At 67.5% G+C, this 18425-nt stretch carries 16 protein-coding genes and 2 pseudogenes; 10 read left to right on the plus strand and 8 right to left on the minus strand.

Going from position 1 to position 18425, the window contains the following annotated elements:
- Positions 1-58 precede the first annotated feature (58 nt).
- The 6 genes and pseudogenes from pgl to tkt form a co-directional block, all read right to left on the minus strand.
- Entirely contained in the window at positions 59-838 is a 780-nt protein-coding gene (pgl, locus tag IT882_RS07080; RefSeq protein WP_195693748.1) for a 6-phosphogluconolactonase, read from the minus strand.
- A complete protein-coding gene (locus tag IT882_RS07085; protein WP_195693749.1) occupies positions 831-1778 on the minus strand; it encodes a glucose-6-phosphate dehydrogenase assembly protein OpcA in 948 nt (315 codons plus the stop codon). The genes pgl and IT882_RS07085 overlap by 8 nt, the downstream gene beginning before the upstream one ends.
- Positions 1775-3324 (minus strand): annotated as a pseudogene (gene zwf / locus IT882_RS07090) (glucose-6-phosphate dehydrogenase). Before zwf ends, IT882_RS07085 begins: the two are co-directional and overlap by 4 nt.
- A 13-nt stretch (positions 3325-3337) precedes the next feature.
- Complete coding sequence (locus tag IT882_RS07095) at positions 3338-4957, minus strand: glucose-6-phosphate isomerase (RefSeq protein WP_195693750.1); 1620 nt, start codon at positions 4955-4957, stop codon at positions 3338-3340.
- 7 nt (positions 4958-4964) lie between these two features.
- Entirely contained in the window at positions 4965-6074 is a 1110-nt protein-coding gene (gene tal / locus IT882_RS07100) for a transaldolase (protein ID WP_195693751.1), read from the minus strand.
- 27 nt (positions 6075-6101) lie between these two features.
- Positions 6102-8200 (minus strand): annotated as a pseudogene (tkt, locus tag IT882_RS07105) (transketolase).
- Positions 8201-8426: 226 nt separating this feature from the next.
- Between tkt and IT882_RS07110 the strand changes: the two are divergent.
- On the plus strand, positions 8427-9347 hold the full coding sequence (locus IT882_RS07110; protein ID WP_195693752.1) for a heme o synthase: 921 nt from the start codon (positions 8427-8429) through the stop codon (positions 9345-9347).
- 122 nt (positions 9348-9469) lie between these two features.
- Here IT882_RS07110 and IT882_RS07115 read toward each other — a convergent pair whose 3' ends face one another.
- Together IT882_RS07115 and IT882_RS07120 are read right to left on the minus strand one after the other, a co-directional pair.
- Positions 9470-9919 (minus strand): dinucleotide-utilizing enzyme, encoded by a 450-nt coding sequence (locus tag IT882_RS07115; RefSeq protein WP_195693753.1) that lies wholly within the window; start codon positions 9917-9919, stop codon positions 9470-9472.
- Positions 9920-10009: 90 nt separating this feature from the next.
- Positions 10010-10999, minus strand: coding sequence for a COX15/CtaA family protein (locus IT882_RS07120; RefSeq protein WP_229382365.1), 990 nt, complete (start codon positions 10997-10999; stop codon positions 10010-10012).
- A 241-nt stretch (positions 11000-11240) separates the two neighbouring features.
- On the opposite strand from IT882_RS07120, the gene sufB reads away from it, so the two are divergent.
- The 9 genes from sufB (at position 11241) to IT882_RS17060 (ending at position 18422) form a co-directional block, all read left to right on the plus strand.
- Positions 11241-12659, plus strand: coding sequence for a Fe-S cluster assembly protein SufB (sufB, locus tag IT882_RS07125; RefSeq protein ID WP_195693754.1), 1419 nt, complete (start codon positions 11241-11243; stop codon positions 12657-12659).
- Between the two features lies 1 nt (position 12660).
- Positions 12661-13851 carry a Fe-S cluster assembly protein SufD gene (gene sufD, locus IT882_RS07130; protein ID WP_195693755.1) on the plus strand — a complete coding sequence of 397 codons (1191 nt, stop codon included), beginning with the start codon at positions 12661-12663 and terminating at the stop codon, positions 13849-13851.
- Positions 13848-14189 (plus strand): non-heme iron oxygenase ferredoxin subunit, encoded by a 342-nt coding sequence (locus IT882_RS07135; protein WP_195693756.1) that lies wholly within the window; start codon positions 13848-13850, stop codon positions 14187-14189. The genes sufD and IT882_RS07135 overlap by 4 nt, the downstream gene beginning before the upstream one ends.
- An 11-nt stretch (positions 14190-14200) precedes the next feature.
- Positions 14201-14971, plus strand: a complete 771-nt coding sequence (sufC, locus tag IT882_RS07140) for a Fe-S cluster assembly ATPase SufC (protein WP_195693757.1) — start codon at positions 14201-14203, stop codon at positions 14969-14971.
- Positions 14972-14981: 10 nt separating this feature from the next.
- A complete protein-coding gene (locus IT882_RS07145; RefSeq protein WP_195693758.1) occupies positions 14982-15311 on the plus strand; it encodes a metal-sulfur cluster assembly factor in 330 nt (109 codons plus the stop codon).
- Between the two features lie 59 nt (positions 15312-15370).
- A complete protein-coding gene (locus IT882_RS07150) occupies positions 15371-16075 on the plus strand; it encodes a lysophospholipid acyltransferase family protein (RefSeq protein WP_229382366.1) in 705 nt (234 codons plus the stop codon).
- Between the two features lie 57 nt (positions 16076-16132).
- Entirely contained in the window at positions 16133-16291 is a 159-nt protein-coding gene (locus IT882_RS07155) for a DUF5993 family protein (protein ID WP_195693759.1), read from the plus strand.
- Positions 16291-16881, plus strand: coding sequence for a disulfide bond formation protein B (locus IT882_RS07160; protein WP_195693760.1), 591 nt, complete (start codon positions 16291-16293; stop codon positions 16879-16881). The genes IT882_RS07155 and IT882_RS07160 overlap by 1 nt, the downstream gene beginning before the upstream one ends.
- 791 nt (positions 16882-17672) lie before the next feature.
- A complete protein-coding gene (locus tag IT882_RS17060; RefSeq protein ID WP_324253933.1) occupies positions 17673-18422 on the plus strand; it encodes an aminotransferase class I/II-fold pyridoxal phosphate-dependent enzyme in 750 nt (249 codons plus the stop codon).
- Positions 18423-18425: the final 3 nt, after the last annotated feature.

Consider the following 18425-nt stretch of genomic DNA (forward strand, 5'->3'; position numbering starts at 1 on the left):
CCCCGGCCTCCGACGAGGGAGGACCGGGGCGTTGTGCGTCGTCAGCGGCAGTGCCGCCTCAGTACTCCTGATCGATGAGCTCGGGCGGCACCTGTTCGGCAGCTTCCCGGTCGACGAAGAACACGGTGCGTCGACGCCCCTTCGCGCCACCAGCCGGGACGCTCGTGTAGTTGGCGCCGGCGAGCGCCAGCCCGAGGGCGGCAGCCTTGTCGGGGCCGGACATGACCAGCCAGACACGCTGTGACCCGTTGATGACCGGACGTGTGAAGGTCACGCGCTCGGGCGGCGGCTTGGGGGAGTTGCGCACCGGAAGCACGGCGTGCTCGGTGTCACGGATCTCGGGGTGATCGGGGAACAGCGATGCGATGTGTGCGTCGGGACCGACGCCCAGGAAGCACATGTCGAAGGACGGCCACGCGGGGCCGCCAGGCTGTCCGAAGCGGGCGAGCTCGGCCGCGTACGCCCGCGCTGCCTCATCGAGGTCGACACCCTCGTCGCTGGCGACGACCGAGTGGATGTTCTCTGCCGGGATGTCGAGCTGGTCGAGCAGCGCCTCGCGGGCCTGCTTCTCGTTCCGCTCCCCATCGTGGCGGGGAACGAAACGCTCATCGCTCCACCAGAAATGCACATTGCCCCAGTTCAGGCCCGCGAGTCGCGGGCTCGCCGCAGCTGCCTCGAGCACCGCGATGCCCATCGTGCCGCCGGTGAGCGAGACATGAACGGCGGGCTTTGCGGCCTGCTTCTCGATGCGCCGCAGGAACCGGTTCGCGACATACGACGCGAGGGCGTCCCGGTCGGGGCTGATGAGCACCCGCTTCTCGTTCGTGATCTCAGCCATCGGTCTCCTGCGACTGTGCCGGGCCGAGCAACGCCCAGCCCTCGGTGATCACTCGACCATACAAGAGGTCGGCGTCGAGGCGACGAAGCTCCTCGGCGAGGCACTCGCGCAGTGTGCGACGCGGCAGCACGAGATCGTGCTCGGGCTGCCCGGGTTGCAACAGCCGGGCGATCGCGGCGGTCGAGCGCTCGAGAACGATGTCGCCGCTGGCGCGGGTGAGGCGGACGGACTTGATGCCGTCGCTCCACTCCTCTGACGGCAGGTAGTGCCAGTCGACGGGCACCCCGAGAGTCAGGCGCAGCCAGGCCGCCAGAAGCGCCGTGGACGGCGATGTGGCCGCGCCGCGCACCTCGATTGCGGTGATCGGCTCGTACGGCGGCTGGTCCAGCACGGCGGCAAGCTGCTCGCGCCAGTGCGTGAGACGTGTCCACGCGAGGTCGGTGTCGCCGGGGGAGTAGCAGTCGCCGAGATGGGCGACACGCGCGGACTCGAACGGCACCGTGGCGGCATCGGTGATGCGCCGCTGTGCGATCCGACCGAGCGGGGAGTGCGACGGGGTCGCGGGCGGATTATCGGGCCACCAGACCACGACCGGTGCGTCCGGCAGCAGCAGCCCGGTCACGAGGCTCTCGACGTTGGATGCCGCGTCGCCCGATGCGCGCAGCACGACGACTTCACTCGCGCCAGCGTCGCCGCCCACACGGATCTCGGCATCCAGCTTCGGTTCGCCGACCGGGTCGAGACGGAGGCTGATCACGCGCATGGGATGCTCGCGGGACGCGTCGTTCGCAGCCTCGATGCCGTCTTCGCTGCCGCCGTCGGTGGTCACGATGATGAGCGTGAGGACGCGCCCGAGCGCTACCGCGCCGCCCTCCTCGCGCACATCGATGAGAGCGCGGGAGATCTTGCTGACTGTCGTGTCGGGAAGATCGACGATCATGGCCGCCTCCAGGTGCGTCCGTCGCGGGCAAGGAGCTGGTCGGCTGACTTCGGCCCCCAGGATCCGGGTTCGTACTGGTCGAGCGGTCCGCCCTGCTCAGCCCAGAACTTCTCGACCGGGTCGAGGATCTTCCACGAGAGCTCGACCTCTTCGTGGCGGGGGAACAGCGGCGGGTCGCCGAGGAGCACATCGAGGATGAGCCGCTCGTAGGCCTCGGGGCTGGCCTCGGTGAAGGCGTGGCCGTAGCCGAAGTCCATCGTGACGTCGCGAACGTGCGTGCTTGCGCCGGGCACCTTGGAACCGAATCGGATCGTGACACCCTCATCGGGCTGCACGCGGATCACGAGGGCGTTCTCGCCGAGCCCCGACGTCTGCGAACGTGTGAACAGGTGCTCCGGGGCACGCTTGAACACCACGGCGATCTCGGTCACCCGGCGTCCCAGGCGCTTCCCGGTGCGCAGGTAGAACGGTACGTCGGCCCAGCGTCGAGTGTTGATCTCGAGCTTCAGGGCCGCGTAGGTCTCCGTTGTCGAATCCGGCTTCATGCCGTCTTCGTCGAGGAACCCGGTGATGTGCTCTCCGCCCTGCCATCCGCCGGCGTACTGTCCCCGCGCTGTTGCCAGAGAGAGGTCGGCGGGGAGGGTGACGGCGGCGAGGACCTTCTCTTTCTCGGCACGAAGGTGGCTCGCGTCGAAGCTGATGGGTTCTTCCATGGCCGTCAGCGCGAGAAGCTGCAGCAGGTGGTTCTGGATGACATCGCGCGCCGCACCGATGCCGTCGTAGTAGCCGGCGCGACCGCCCACGCCGATGTCCTCGGCCATGGTGATCTGCACGTGGTCGACGTAGTTGCGGTTCCAGATGGGCTCGAACAGTTCGTTGGCGAACCGCAGCGCGAGGATGTTCTGGACCGTCTCTTTGCCGAGGTAGTGGTCGATCCGGAAGATCGAGTCGGCCGGGAAGGTCGAACGCAGCGCTTCGTTGAGTTCCCGCGCGGAGGCGAGGTCGTGCCCGAACGGCTTCTCGATGACGACGCGCCGCCACCGCTCCGGCTGATCGGCGGTGTCGTCCACGAGCCCGGATGTGCGCAACTGCCGCGCGACCACGGGGAAGTCCTTCGGGGGATCGACAGGTAGAACGCGTGGTTTCCCATCGTGCCGCGCTCTTCGTCCAGGCTCTGCACGGTCTCTCGGAGGCGCGCGAAGGCTGCATCGTCGCCGAACTCGCCGGGCACGAACCGAATGCCCTGCAGCAGCTGCTGCCAGGTCTCCTCGCGGAACGCCGTGCGGGCGTGCTGGCGAACCGCATCGTGCACGACCTGCGCGAAGTCCTGGTCCTCCCAGTCCCGGCGGGCGAACCCGACCAGGCCGAACCCGGGAGGCAGCAGGCCTCGGTTCGCGAGGTCGTACACGGCCGGCATGAGCTTCTTGCGGGAGAGGTCGCCGGTCACGCCGAAGATCACGAGAGCACTGGGGCCCGCGATCCGATTCAGGCGTGCGTCTTCGGGGTCGCGTAGCGGATTGTGCCCGCGAGTGATCTCGACTGTCATCGGATGGGATGCCTTACTGGGCCGCTTCGAACAGGGAAAGAACTTCGACCTGCGGGTCGGTGAGGGTCAGGGTCACCACGGGACGTCCGTGCGCCGCGAGAACCTCGGCGTCGCCGGCTGCCTGCGCGTCGATCAACTGACCGAACGTGAAGGGACGGCCGGGGATCTCGACATCCATGTCGGTGCGCTCCACGATCTGCAGGAAGACACCGTTCGCGGGTCCCCCCTTGTGGTACTGGCCCGTGGAGTGCAGGAACCGGGGGCCCCACCCGAACGTGGTCGGTCGTCCCGAATCCGCCGCGACAAGTTCCCGCAGGCCCTGGAGCTGGGGGATCGAGAGGCGGTCGACGTAGGCCTGCACCGACACATAGCCGTCGGCCGGGATCTGCGCCCACAGCGCGTCGAGGACACCGGCGATCGTGCCGGATGCCGCGAGTGCGGCATCCGTGACCCGCACCTCGACACCATCGACCGAGAAGGCCGGGGCTGTGGGTTCGGGCTGACGCTCAAGGAGGCCCCGTGTGGCCTCCTTCGCCGACTCGACGTCGGGCTGGTCGAACGGGTTGATGCCCAACATCCGGCCCGCGATCGCGGTGGCGTACTCCCAGACGACGAATTGCGCGCCGAGGGAACCGCTCACCAGGATCTCACCCGAGTGGTGCTCGAACAGGTGGAACTGACGTGCCTCATCGACCAGACGCAGAACCTGCAGGTCCGCCGGCTTGGTCTCAAGTTCGGGCGAGACCGGCAGCATGACGACGGGCAGGATGCCGGTGCCGTTCTTTCCGGTCGATTCCGCGATCAGCTGCTCGATCCAGTCGGGCAGGCCCACGATGTGGGTTCCGTCGCTGATGAGGCCGAGCTTGTCGCGGCGCGGATCTCCGCCGGCAATCGCCGCGGCCAGCACGAGTGCCGGGTTCTCGGGGCTGTCGATCGCGACCTCGAGCAGCGTCGCATCCGCTTCGGCGAGGAGCTCCTCGATGTTGGCGCCGGCAAGTCCCGCGGGGACGAGTCCGAACGCCGTGAGCGCGGAGTAGCGTCCGCCGACGCTCGGGTCGGCGTTGAACACGCGGTATCCGTCGGCGCGGGCCGATTCATCCAGCGGCGACCCGGGGTCGGTGACCACGATGATGCGCTCGAGGGGGTCGATGCCGAGATCGCGGAATGCCGCCTCGAAGGCGCGCTTCGCGGAGTCCGTCTCGACCGTGGACCCGGACTTCGATGACACCACGAGAACAGTGCGTTCGAGTCCACCGGCTTCCGGGTCACCATCGAGGGCCGCGAGAACCTGGCCCGGCGCTGTCGAGTCCAGGACGACGAGCGGAACTCCCGCGGTCTGAGCGATCACTTCGGGTGCCAGCGAAGACCCGCCCATGCCGGCGAGCACGATGCGGGTCAGGCCCTTCTCGACCAGCTCCTCCCGCAGCGCCACGATCTGCGGCACCAGGGGAAGGGAGACCGTGACTGCCTCAAGCCACCCGAGCCGGCGCGAGGCCTCCGCCTCGGCGGCGGGTCCCCACAGGGAGGTGTCGCCAGCGGTGACTCCGGATGCGACGAGATCGCCGACGAGGCCGGGCAGTGTCGTCTCGACGACCGACTTGACGTGCCCGGTCAGGTGGATGTCGAAGGCCATCGCCGGCTCAGACGTCCGCGTTCTCGAGGGCGGTGGTCACCGTTGCCTGCAGTTCGTGCCACGAGGCGATGAACTTGTCGACGCCCTCGTCTTCGAGCACCTGCGTGACATCGGCGAAATCCACGCCGACCGACGCGAGCCCGTCGAACACGCCGTGTGCATCCGCGTAGTTGCCGGTGATCCTGTCACCCGTGACATCCGCGTGGTCGTACGTTGCCTCGAGGGTCTTCTCGGGCATCGTGTTGACGGTGCCGCGGGCGACGAGTTCGGTGACGTAGAGGGTGTCGGGAAGCGCGGGGTCCTTGACACCGGTGGAGGCCCACAGGGGTCGCTGCACGGTTGCGCCGGCAGCGATGAGTCCCTTCGCGCGATCGGTTGCGAACTCCTTCTCGAACAGCTCGAACGCCAGGCGCGCGTTGGCCACGCCAGCCCGCGACTTCAGTGCCGTTGCGGCATCCGTTCCGATCGCCGTGAGGCGCTTGTCGACCTCGGTGTCCACGCGGGACACGAAGAACGAGGCAACCGAGTGGATCGCGCTGATGTCGTGACCGGCGGCCTGGGCCTGCTCGATCCCGGTCAGGTACGCGTCGACGACTTCTGCGTACCGCTCGAGGCTGAAGATGAGCGTGACGTTGACCGAGATTCCCGAACCGATGACCTCGGTGATCGCGGGAAGACCCGCCTTGGTCGCGGGGATCTTGATGAGCGCGTTCGGCCGGTCGACGGTCTTCCACAGCTCCTTGGCCTGCGCGATCGTTGCCGCGGTGTCGTGTGCGAGCTCGGGGGAGACCTCGATCGACACGCGACCGTCGACGCCACCGGTCGCGTCGTACACCGGACGGAAGACGTCGGCGGCATCGCGCACGTCAGTGGTGGTGATCGTGAAGATCGCGGTCTCGGTGTCGGCACCCTGCGACTTCAGGTCGCGGATGGCTCCGTCGTAGGCGCTGCCCTTCGCGAGGGCGCCGGCGAAGATCGTCGGGTTGGTCGTGACACCGGTGACGTTGCGGTCGACGATGAGGGCCGCGAGGTTGCCGGAGGTGATCCGCTCCCGCGACAGGTCATCGAGCCAGATGCTGACGCCCTCGGCGGCGAGCTTCTCGGTGGGGGTGGTCATGGCTTCTCCTTCGTGTGCGGCCGCGGCTCAGGCGCCAGCGGCAGCGATTGTCTCGTGGGCGGCAGCGACGACCGCATCGGTCGTGATGCCGAACTTCTGGAACAGCGTCTTGTAGTCAGCCGACGCCCCGAAGTGCTCGATGGACACCGAGCGGCCGGCGTCGCCGACGATCCCGCGCCAGGGCAGGGCGAGGCCTGCCTCGACCGAGACGCGGGCCTTGACGGATGCCGGCAGCACGCTCTCGTGGTACGCGGCGTCCTGCTCGGCGAACCACTCGAGCGAGGGCGCGGAGACGACGCGCGCGCCGATGCCCTGCTCGGCAAGCTGCTCGCGTGCTGCCACGGCGAGCTGCACCTCGGAGCCGGTCGCGATGAGGATCACGTCGACGGTGCCCGTCGGTGAGTCAGCGAGCACGTACGCACCCTTGGCGGCGAGGTCAGCCGATGCGAACTCGTCGCCGGATGCCTCACCCGCCCCGCGAGCGAACGTCGGAACGTTCTGGCGGGTCAGGGCGATACCCGCGGGTCCCTCGTGTCGGCGGACCAGCTCGAGCCACACGGCAGCCGTCTCGTTGGCGTCAGCGGGACGGACCACCGCGAAGTTCGGAATCGCGCGGAGGGCAGCCAGCTGTTCGATCGGCTGGTGCGTCGGTCCGTCCTCACCCAGAGCAACAGAGTCGTGGGTCCACACGAACAGCGACGGGATGTTCATCAGCGCGGCCAGGCGCACCGGGGGCGCATGTAGTCGCTGAAGATCAGGAACGTGCCACCGAAGGCGCGCGTCGGGCCGTGCAGCACGATGCCGTTGAGGATGGACCCCATCGCGTGCTCACGGATGCCGAAGTGCAGCACGCGACCGTAGGGCGAACCACTCCACTCGTGTGTGGACCACTCCTCGGGGATGAACGATGCCGCCCCCTTGATGGTGGTCAGGTTGGACTCCGCGAGGTCAGCGGAGCCACCCCAGAGCTCGGGCAGCTCGGCGGCCAGAGCATTGATGACCTGGCCCGACGCGGCGCGGGTCGAGACATCCTTGCCCGCCTCGAACTGGGGGAGGGCGTCAGCGATATCGGCGGGCAGCTCGCGGGCCTGCAGGCGATCCCACAGCGCCTTGCGCTCCGGGTTCGCAGCGGCCCAGGCGTCGAACTTCTCCTGCCACGCCGCCTTCTCGGCCTCGCCGCGCTCGACGAGCGAGCGGGTGTGGGCGATGACCTCGTCAGGCACCTCGAACGTCTTGTCGGGGTCCCAGCCGAGCACCTTCTTTGTGGCGGCGAGCTCGTCGCCACCGAGAGCGGCGCCGTGGATCTTGCCGCTGTTCTGCTTGCCGGGGGAGGGCCAGCCGATGATCGTCTTCAGGATGATGATGGAGGGCTTGTCGGTAACGCCCTTGGCTTTTTCGATGGCGTCGTAGAGCTCGTGGACGTCTTCGACGTACTCGCCGCTCTTCTTCCAGTCGACGGTCTGGACATGCCAGTCGTACGCCTCGTAGCGCTTCGCGACGTCTTCGGTCAGGGCGACGTTGGTGTCGTCTTCGATCGAGATCTGGTTCGAGTCGTAGATGACGACGAGGTTGCCGAGCTGCTGGTGTCCGGCGAGCGAGGATGCTTCGCTGGTCACCCCCTCTTCGAGGTCGCCGTCTGAGGCGATGACGTAGATGAAGTGATCGAAGGGGGACTCACCGGGCGCAGCATCCGGGTCGAACAGACCGCGCTCGTAGCGAGCGGCGTAGGCGAAGCCCACCGAGGATGCGAGGCCCTGGCCGAGGGGACCCGTCGTGATCTCGACGCCCTTGGTGTGGCCGTACTCGGGGTGTCCCGGCGTGAGCGATCCCCACGTGCGCAGGCTCTTGAGGTCGTCGAGCTCAAGGCCGAACCCGCCGAGGTAGAGCTGGATGTACTGCGTGAGCGACGAGTGGCCGCACGACAGGATGAAGCGGTCGCGCCCGGGCCACAGCGTGTCCGCGGGGTCATGCTGCATGACCCGCTGATACAGCAGGTAGGCCGCGGGAGCGAGGCTCATCGCGGTTCCCGGGTGGCCATTGCCGACCTTCTCCACGGCATCCGCCGCGAGAACGCGAACGGTGTCCACCGCGCGCTTGTCGATCTCTTCCCAACGCAGTTCCGTCACCGGATTGCCTTCCGTTCGAGAGGGGGTGCGCCCTGAGACCACCGGTCCGCAGACCGCGTCACCACGGGAAGAGCAGCCGGCGCAGAGCGCGCGTGTGCTTTCAGCATAGCGATTTCGACCCACCCAGTGGGCCGTGTTTCGATGCCCCGGACCGGCCTCGGCGCGAGCCGGGCGCGAGCGATGCCATAGACTGGAAACCCCTGGGTGACGGCCGATAGTGAGGGCAATGGACATTTCCACGACGACGCGTGCGCAGCTCGCACCCGCCTCGTTCGGCCGCACCGTCCGCGCCTATATCGCTCTGACCAAGCCGCGCGTTCTCGAGCTGCTGCTGGTGACGACGGTTCCGGTCATGATCCTCGCCCAGCAGGGGTTCCCGCCGCTGTGGCTGGTCATCGCCACCGTCATCGGCGGCTCGGCCAGCGCCGGGTCGGCCGCAGCGTTCAACATGTACCTCGACCGCGACATCGACGCGCACATGCAGCGCACCGAGAATCGGCCCCTGGTCACCGGTGAGGTTTCGCCCCGCGGCGCGCTGGTTTTCGCCTGGTCGCTCGCGGTCGGCTCGACACTGTGGCTCGGTCTCACGACAAACTGGCTGGCCGCGGCGCTGTCGGCTGGTGCGATCTTCTTCTACGTCGTCATCTACACGATGATCCTCAAGCGCCGTACCGAGCAGAACATCGTGTGGGGCGGGATCGCCGGATGCTTCCCGGTGCTCATCGGCTGGAGCGCTGTCACCGGCTCGCTGGCTTGGCCGGCCCTCATCCTGTTCCTGCTCGTGTTCCTGTGGACGCCGCCGCACTACTGGCCGCTGTCGATGAAGTACCGCGACCAGTACGACGAGGTCGATGTCCCGATGCTCGGCGCGACCCGCTCCGGTTCGCAGGTCGGGCTGCAGGTGATCCTGTACGCGTGGGCGACCGTCGTCACCTCGCTGCTGCTGATCCCCGTCGCATCGATGGGGCTCGTGTACACGGCATCCGCACTCGTGTTCGGCGGCTGGTTCATCTACGAATCACACCTTCTCTACGCCCGGGCCGTGCGCGGCACCGAGCCCCGGCCGATGCGGGTCTTCCACGCATCCATCACGTACCTGACGCTGCTGTTCGTCGCGATCGCGGTCGACCCGCTGTTGCCTTTCTGATCGGCGTCGCGGCGACCTGATCGGGCGCCGGAAGCCGAGTCGTACACGGACGAGAAAGCCCCGCCCGGCGAACCGTGTGGGTTCGGTGGGCGGGGCTTTCGCTGTCAGCGGGCGCCGCGATCTCAGCGCTTCTCGGGAGCCTCCGACTCGGGCTCCGCCTCGGCCTGCGCGGCGGCTTCGGCTGCCGCGGCGGGAGGGGCAGCATCCGTCGCCGAGGTCTCGACGTCAGCATCCTCGAACACGGGTGCTTCGTCGGTGACGGGAGCAGCCTCGACGATGACGGTCTCTTCCACGACGGCTGCTTCGGTCACGGGCGTCGGCAGAGCCGAGCGGAGAGCAGCGAGGGTCAGCACAAGCAGCAGTCCGACGATGCCGGCCCCGACGAAGACGCCGCCGAACCCGATCCAGACGGGATTGACATACACCTGCTCATAGGTCGCGCTGCCGTCGGCCAGCGTCGAGCTCATCGCCGCGATCTTGCTCAAGACGATCCACAGCCCGAAGCCGATGCTGGCAAGAGAGGCGAGGACCAGCACCCAGAACGGGACGCTACGGGCAAGACGGTTGGTCATAGGAAAACTCCTGAACAGGGTTGGGATTCAGTCACGCCGAAGACATCGGCCAGACAAGTCTGGTGCCTCGACGCTTGCCCTGTCGATGTGTCAGCTATGGATCGCCTGTGCGTCGAGAGGAGCTTCGGGCGGAGCTGCCTGGGTCACGGGCTGCTTCAGATTGAGGATGAGCGCCGTCATCGCCGCCGCCAGCAGAGCTGCCAGCACCATGTGCACACCCACCGCGAGCGGAGGGAGCCCGTTGCGCGCCTGGAACAGGCCGACGCTGATTTGGACGATCTCGACGCCGAGAACCGCCAGTGTCCACCCGAACACGCGGGGCACGTCGTGTCGGCGACGGTAGCCGAAGCCCAGCAGCACCAGCGTCAGCGCGAACAGGGCGTACGACGGCCAGGCGTGCACATGCTCCAGCACCTCGGCGTTGAAGCCGCTGCGAATAGCATCCTCATCACCCGAGTGGGGACCGGCGCCGGTGGTCAGGATGCCGAAGAAGATCGTCAGCGCGAGTACCGCGGTGGCAGCGTGGGCCCAGGCCGCGTGCGCCCGCGTCACGATGCGAACGCGAGGTCCGCCCGGCGTGCGCATGAGCACGAGGAAGGCCGCACACACCGCGACGAGGATGACCGAAGCGACGTAGTGGAACCCGACGATGAACGGGTTGAGTCCCGTGAGCACCGTGACACCGCCGACCAGGGCCTGAGCGACGACGCCCAGCACGACGATCAGGGCGAGGACGAACAGGCCGCGGCGCTCGCGCCGCATCTTGAGAACGAAGACGAGCACGATGATGGCGAGGATGCCGACGAGGCCCGTCAGTGTGCGGTTGCCGAACTCGATGAGTCCGTGAATACCCATGTCAGGCGTGGAAACGATCGAATCTGCCGTGCACTTCGGCCAGGTCGGGCAGCCGAGGCCCGAGCCGGTGAGCCGCACCGCGCCGCCGGTGCCGATGATCAGCACCTCGGCCAGGAACGACAGCCAGGCGGCCACCCGCACGCGGCGATCGACATGGTCGGGAAGCCACCCCCAGAACCTCTCGAACAGCGAAACGCGGGCGGGGGCCGGGGACGGTGCGGACACGGTCTTCACTCCTGTGATCGCCCGGTGGGGGCGTGGCGCGCTCGGCCCGGGACTGGGACGATGCCTGTAGACTCAAAGGGTCTGATTCCGCGGAGAAAAGCCGCAGGATCATCACCAGTCTAGGCGCGAGAATCTGCCGAGGACGTGAAAGGGCCCGTAAGCGACATCCCCTCCGGTGCTCCGCCGGGGGCGACGGATGTCGGTGCGGATGACACCGCAATGGCCGCGAAGGAGAAAACCGATGTCCGATGTGCTGATTGACCGCCCAGAGCTCGAAAGCCTGGGGGTTTACGAATTCGGCTGGCACGACACTGACGCTGCCGGCGCGGTGGCCCAGCGAGGAATCAACGAGGATGTGGTCCGCGGGATCTCGGCCTTGAAGTCCGAACCCGAGTGGATGCTCAAGACCCGCCTGAAGGGCTATCAGCTTTTCGGTCGCAAACCCATGCCCACCTGGGGCGCCGATCTCAGTGCTATCGATTTCGACAACATCAAGTACTTCGTGCGCTCGACCGAGAAGCAGGCCCAGACCTGGGAAGACCTTCCGGAAGACATCCGGAACACCTACGAGCGTCTCGGCATCCCCGAGGCGGAGCGTCAGCGCCTCGTCGCCGGCGTCGCAGCTCAGTACGAGTCCGAGGTCGTCTACCACCAGATCCGCGAGGACCTCGAGTCGCAGGGTGTCATCTTCATGGACACCGACACGGCGCTGCGCGAGCACCCCGAGTTCTTCGAGGAGTACTTCGGCACCGTCATCCCTGCCGGCGACAACAAGTTCGCAGCCCTGAACACCGCCGTGTGGTCCGGTGGCTCGTTCGTCTACGTCCCGCCGGGGGTGCACGTCGAGATCCCGCTGCAGGCCTACTTCCGGATCAACACCGAGAACATGGGTCAGTTCGAGCGGACGCTGATCATCGCCGACGAGGGCTCCTACGTCCACTACATCGAGGGCTGCACCGCTCCGATCTACAAGAGCGATTCGCTGCACTCCGCCGTCGTCGAGATCGTTGTGAAGAAGAACGCTCGCGTGCGGTACACGACGATCCAGAACTGGTCGAACAACGTCTACAACCTGGTCACCAAGCGTGCTGTCGCGCACGAGGGCGCCACGATGGAATGGATCGACGGGAACATCGGCTCCAAGGTGACGATGAAGTACCCCTCGGTCTTCCTCATGGGCGAGCACGCGAAGGGCGAGACCCTCTCGGTCGCCTTCGCAGGCCCCGGTCAGCATCAGGATGCCGGCGCCAAGATGATCCACATGGCGCCGTACACGACATCCTCAATCGTGTCGAAGTCCATCGCCCGCGGTGGCGGACGCGCCGGTTACCGGGGTGAGGTTCGGGTGGATCCGAACGCGCACCACTCCGCGAACACCGTGCGGTGCGACGCGCTGCTGGTGGACACGGTCTCCCGGTCAGACACGTACCCCGCGATCGACATCCGTGTCGACGACGTGCAGTTGGGACACGAGGCGACGGTCTCGCGGGTCAGCGAAGAGCAACTCTTCTACCTGCAGTCCCGTGGGCTTCCCGAGGACGAGGCGATGGCCATGATCGTCCGCGGGTTCATCGAGCCGATCGCCCGCGAGCTGCCCATGGAGTACGCCCTCGAACTGAACAAGCTCATCGAGATGAGCATGGAAGGCAGCGTCGGCTGAGATGACGACTACCGCACAGGCGTCGGCGACGGCGCCCGGATCGACCGCGCACACCGACGGGGGCTGGGACCTCGTTCCCGTCCAAACCCGCTCCGAACGGCCGCGCTCGTACGAGCCGTCGGCGTTCGGCGCGCCCACCGGCCGCGAGGTGAACTGGAAGCACAGCCCGGTCGCTCGCATCGCGCCGCTGTTCGCCGACGAGCCCGGTGACGAGGGCGCGGTCGGTATCACGGTCACCGGCCCGCTCGCCGCCGCGAGCCTGGGCATCGGCGAAGCGCCGCGTGGCGAAGCATTCGTGCCCGAGGACCTGCCGAGCGCGATCGCGTGGCACCGGTCAGCGCAGGCCCTGTACCTGAAGGTCCCGGCGGATGCCGAACTCGACGAGACCGTCGAGGTCGTCTTCACGGGGTCGGGCGCTCAGCTGCGTGCCCACGCGCATGTTGTCATCGAGGCGGCCCCCCACTCGCGCGCGACGATCGTGCTGCGGCATGAAGGCTCGGCCCAGTTCGCCCAGAACGTCGAGGTCATCGTCCGTGACGGCGCGAATCTGACCCTTGTGTCATTGCAGCGCTGGGACGATGACGCGGTCCATGCCGCCGCGCACCAGGCAGTTGTCGGACGCGATGCCACCCTCCGCCACACCGTAGTGAGCCTCGGCGGCGCGGTCGTGCGGGTGAACCCGTCTGTCGACCTTGCCGGTGCCGGATCCGAGGGCAAGGTCTACGGCCTGTCATTCGCCGACTCCGGGCAGCACCTCGAGAGCCAGGTGTACATCCACCACCGCGGCCCGAACACCACCGCCGACGTGCTCTACAAGGGCGCCCTGCAGGGCTCGAGCGCGCGAAGCGTCTGGGTCGGCGACGTGCTCATCGGGCGCGACGCCGTCGGCACGGACTCCTACGAGGCCAACCGCAACCTCGTGCTCACCGACGGCGCACGTGCCGACTCGATCCCCAACCTCGAGATCGAGACCGGGGACATCCAGGGCGCGGGCCACGCCAGCGCGACCGGCAGGTTCGATGACGAGCAGCTGTTCTACCTGCAGGCGCGCGGCATCGCCGAGGACGAGGCGCGCAGACTCGTCGTCATCGGATTCCTCAGCGACATCATTCAGCGCCTCGGCATTCCCGAGCTCGAGGCCGAACTCACCGAGGCGGTCACCGCCGAACTCGAACAGGAGGCGGCTGCGTGAGCGCCACCCGCGTCTGCTCGCTGAGCGAGCTGGAACAGGATGCTGCCAAGCGCGTCGTGATCGACGGCACGCCGATCGCCGTCGTCAAAGACTCCAACGGCGACGTGCACGCCATCGGCGATACCTGCACGCACGGAGACATCTCCCTGTCCGATGGCTTCGTGGAGGGCGACACGCTGGAATGCTGGGCCCACGGCTCAGCGTTCTCCCTTGTGACGGGACGCCCCCTGAACCTTCCCGCGTACGAGCCGGTGCCGGTGTACGAGGTCACGATCGAGGGCGACGACGTCCTCATCGACCCCGCCGTCACCAAGGCCGTCACCCCAGACATCCACTGAAAAGGAACCCCATGGCTGTTCTCGAGATCCGCGACCTGCACGTCACGGTCACCACGGACGACGGTGAGACCGAAATCCTCAACGGCATGACCCTCACGATCCGGACGGGGGAGACGCACGCGATCATGGGCCCGAACGGGTCGGGCAAGTCGACGCTCGCCTACACGATCGCCGGACACCCCAAGTACACCGTCACGAGCGGTTCCATCACGCTCGACGGCGAAGACGTCCTGGAGATGTCGGTCGACGAACGCGCCCGGGCCGGACTGTTCCTCGCCATGCAGTACCCCGTCGAGATCCCCGGCGTGACGGTCACGAACTTCCTGCGCACCGCGAAGTCCGCGATCGACGGGCAGGCGCCCTCGATCCGTACCTGGACCAAGGACGTCAAGAAGGCCATGGCAGACCTGCGCATGGACGAGAAGTTCGCGCAGCGCAACGTCAACGAGGGCTTCTCGGGCGGCGAGAAGAAGCGCCACGAGATTCTCCAGCTCGAGCTGCTCAAGCCGAAGATCGCCGTGCTCGACGAGACCGACTCCGGCCTCGATGTCGACGCGCTCAAGGTCGTTTCCGAGGGCGTCAACCGGGCCAAGGCCGACAGCGACATGGGTGTGCTGCTGATCACGCACTACACCCGCATCCTGCGCTACATCCACCCCGACTTCGTGCACGTCGTCGTCGGCGGACGCATCGTCGAGGAGGGCGGCCCAGAGCTTGCGGACCGCCTCGAATCCGAGGGGTACGACCGCTACCTCGAGCCCGCCGCCGGATCCGACGCCTAGGATCGTCCTTATGACCGCGACTCTCAGCCCTGAGAAGTTCGACGAGGTCACTGAGGCCCTCAAGGACGTCATGGATCCCGAACTCGGGATCAACGTCGTCGACCTCGGACTGATCTACGACCTCAGCTGGGATGACGAGAACGACGCTCTCGTCATCCACATGACCCTGACCTCGGCGGGCTGCCCGCTCACCGATGTTCTCGAAGAGCAGACCGCCCAGGCGCTCGACGACGTCGTAGAACGGTTCCGCATCAACTGGGTGTGGATGCCGCCGTGGGGCCCCGAGCGCATCACCGACGATGGCCGCGACATGATGCGTGCCCTGGGCTTCGCCATCTGATCAGATCACATGCGTGGCGTGATGCCTGATCGCCCGGCTGTCATCGATAGGGTGACGAGGTGTCAGCTCCCGGTCAGACTCGCGCCGTATCCCGTCCCGGCTTCATTTACTTCCTCGGGCGGGTAGTCCTTCGGCCGTTGTTCTGGATCCTCTACCGACCCCTCATCGTGGGGCGCGTGAACGTCCCCGCGCGGGGGCCTGTGCTGCTGGCGAGTAATCACCTGTCATCACTGGACACGGTCATCATTCCGACCTCTGCTGCGCGACCCGTGCAGTTTCTCATCAAGTCGTCGTACTTCACCCGATCGGGCGTGCTCGGACGCATCCTGCGCTGGTTCTTCACCTCGATCGGCGGCGTGCCGGTGTACCGGGCTACCGGCCGTGACGCGCGGGCCGCCCTCGATGCCGGCAGCAGTATTCTCCGAGCCGGAAGCGTCTTCGCCGTCTTCCCCGAGGGAACTCGGTCGCGCGATGGTCGACTGCACGAGGGCCACGGGGGAGCGGCATGGATGGCGTACGAGACCGGCGCAACGCTCGTTCCGGTCGGACTGATCGGAACCGGCACGGTGAAGCCGCTTGGTCACCTGGTGCGCGGAGGGTCCCGGATCGAGGTCCGTTTCGGCGCACCCCTTGATCTTTCCGATCTCGAGGGTGTTCCGGCAGGCAAGGCCCGGCGAGAGATCACCGAACGGATGATGGACGCCATCGCCGGGCTGAGCGGACAGGAGCGTTCTGGCCAGGTGAACGCGAGCTCGCGGGACTGAATGCGCGCACCCCGCGCGCTCTGGATGCCGAAGCAGGGCCGCCACTATGGTGAGGGCGTGGACACCCTCATCTTCGGCGTGCTGCTTACGGTCGCGCTCCTGATCATCTTCTCCAAGAGCCGGTGGCTGGTCATCGGCTCGTGGGCCGTGGGCGCGCTTGCCGTGCTCGGATTGTTCGCCTACCACGCGAGCGACGTGCTGGAGCTGAGCTTCTGATGGCTGGGTCGCTCGTCGTCCGCAAGCTCGCGTTCTGGGCCTTCGTGGCCTTCCTCGTCGCCTATGTCGGCATCCTCTCGATGGCGATGTTCGTCTTCCAGTTCGGGCTCGGCGAACTGCCGTGCCCGCTGTGCATCCTGCAGCGGATGGGGATGATGCTGGCGAGCCTCGGCGCTCTCTACGTCGTCGTTCGGGCGCTGCGCGGCGAACTCCTGCTGCGCGAGCTCGCGACGGGCCTCGGACTTGCCATTCTCGGCGCGATCGTGGGCGCGGCGATCTCGATCCGCCAGATTCTGCTGCACATCCTGCCCGGTGACCCGGGCTACGGCGAGGCTGTCCTGGGCCTGCATCTGTACACCTGGGCGCTGATCACCTTTGCCGTCGTCATCGTGTTCGCGGGTGTCGTAGCGGTGTTCGCGCAGGATGTGCTGCCGGTGGCCCCCGCCACTCCCTGGCTGCGCACTCTCGCGTGGGTTGTGGTCTGGGCGTTCGTTGCCACGATCGCGATCAACCTTGTCGTTGTCTTCGCCGAGGAGGGCTTCAACTGGGTGCTTCCCGACGACCCGTCGCGGTATCTGCTTTTCGGCTGAATCTCGCGCTGTTGCGCGGCGCAGTCTCGTGTCCGCCGCTCCGCGGGGTGCCGTCCTCGGGGACATGCCCTCGCAGGCTGCGCCCGCTCCCGCCAGACCCGGTGCCAGCCCCGAGGACGGCACCCCGCTGCGCGGCTCTGTGATGTCGGGGTGGCGCGGGGACATGCCCTCGCGGGCTGCGCCCGCTCCCGCCAGACCCGGTGCCAGCCCCGAGGACGGCACCTCGCTGCGCGGCTGCGTGATGTCGGCACGGCGCAGGGCATGCCCTCGCGGGCTGCGCCCGCTCCCGCCAGACCCGGTGCCAGCCCCGAGGACGGCACCCCGCTGCGCGGCTGCGTTGAGCAGGTTCAGGCCAGTCGGCGCAGCTCACAAGGCTAGGCTCGAGGGATGACCGTGAGCCCCCTCCAGGCCCTCCCGATCGAGCGACTGCGCGAGCGGACGAGCACCAAGTGGCGCGCGTACCCGGCGGACGTCTTGCCGCTGTTCGTCGCCGAGACCGACTATCCGCTCGCACCGGCCATCACCCGGCGCCTGACCGCGGCGGTCGAGGTCGGCGACACCGGCTACACGCCGCCGAACCCCGGGATCGCTCAGGCCTACGCCGGGTTCGCCCAGCGCCGGTACGGCTGGGACATCGATCCTGCCCACATCCGCTCCACGGGTGATGTCGTGATGGGGCTCGTCGAGATCCTGCGCGCAACCATCTCGCCCGGCGACCGTGTCGTCATCACGCCGCCGGTTTATCCGCCGTTCTACGACCTCATCCCGGAGGCGGGGGAGTTGTCGAGCGGGTGCCGCTCCTGGCGGATGCCGGCTACGCGCTCGACCTGGCAGGGATCGAGGCTGCCCTCGCGGGCGGGGCTCGCGCTGTGCTGCTGTGCAATCCGCACAATCCCACCGGCACTGTCCACGCGCGCGAGACGCTCGCAGAGCTCGCCGAGATCGCGGCGCGCCACGGCGCGATCGTCGTCAGTGACGAGATCCACGCGCCGCTGGTGCACGCTCCCGCGACCTTCACGCCGTTTCTGAGCGTTTCTCCGGTGGCGGCATCCGTCGGATACGCGGTAGCGAGCGCGAGCAAGGCCTTCAATCTCGCGGGACTCAAGTGCGCGCTCATGCTCACCGCGGCAGATGACACGCGACATGTCGTGCAGAGCCTGCCGAAGGAAGTCGAGTGGCGAACCGGTCATTTCGGCGCGCTGGCGGGCATCGCCGCTTTTGCTTCGGAAAGCGATGCGTGGCTGGATGCGTTGTTGGCCGCTCTCGACACGAACCGGCGTCTGCTTGCTGACCTCCTGGCCGAGCACGTTCCGGCGGCGCGGTACACGATCCCCGACGCCGGCTACCTCGCCTGGATCGACCTGTCGGACCTCGGGTGGGGAGATGACCCCGCGGAGCGCATCCTCACGGGCGCTCGCGTCGCGCTGCACCACGGGCCGACGTTCGGCGATGAGGGGCGAGGGTTCGTGCGACTCAACTTTGGATGTTCGCCCGAGGTCCTGCGCGACGCGATCGACCGCATCGGCGCCCTCTCTCGCTGAGGG

It is taken from the genome of Microbacterium schleiferi, from assembly GCF_015565955.1.
Taxonomy (GTDB): Bacteria; Actinomycetota; Actinomycetes; order Actinomycetales; family Microbacteriaceae; genus Microbacterium; species Microbacterium schleiferi_A.

What these genes read in the sequence shown, in the direction of transcription:
- sufC (WP_195693757.1), top strand. Translation starts at nt 14,201, where the DNA reads ATGGCTGTTCTCGAGATCCGCGACCTGCACGTCACGGTCACCACGGAC.
- IT882_RS07110 (WP_195693752.1), top strand. Translation starts at nt 8,427, where the DNA reads ATGGACATTTCCACGACGACGCGTGCGCAGCTCGCACCCGCCTCGTTC.
- IT882_RS07115 (WP_195693753.1), bottom strand. Translation starts at nt 9,919, where the DNA reads ATGACCAACCGTCTTGCCCGTAGCGTCCCGTTCTGGGTGCTGGTCCTC.
- IT882_RS07160 (WP_195693760.1), top strand. Translation starts at nt 16,291, where the DNA reads ATGGCTGGGTCGCTCGTCGTCCGCAAGCTCGCGTTCTGGGCCTTCGTG.
- IT882_RS07145 (WP_195693758.1), top strand. Translation starts at nt 14,982, where the DNA reads ATGACCGCGACTCTCAGCCCTGAGAAGTTCGACGAGGTCACTGAGGCC.
- tal (WP_195693751.1), bottom strand. Translation starts at nt 6,074, where the DNA reads ATGACCACCCCCACCGAGAAGCTCGCCGCCGAGGGCGTCAGCATCTGG.
- pgl (WP_195693748.1), bottom strand. Translation starts at nt 838, where the DNA reads ATGGCTGAGATCACGAACGAGAAGCGGGTGCTCATCAGCCCCGACCGG.
- IT882_RS07095 (WP_195693750.1), bottom strand. Translation starts at nt 4,957, where the DNA reads ATGGCCTTCGACATCCACCTGACCGGGCACGTCAAGTCGGTCGTCGAG.
- IT882_RS07085 (WP_195693749.1), bottom strand. Translation starts at nt 1,778, where the DNA reads ATGATCGTCGATCTTCCCGACACGACAGTCAGCAAGATCTCCCGCGCT.
- sufD (WP_195693755.1), top strand. Translation starts at nt 12,661, where the DNA reads ATGACGACTACCGCACAGGCGTCGGCGACGGCGCCCGGATCGACCGCG.
- sufB (WP_195693754.1), top strand. Translation starts at nt 11,241, where the DNA reads ATGTCCGATGTGCTGATTGACCGCCCAGAGCTCGAAAGCCTGGGGGTT.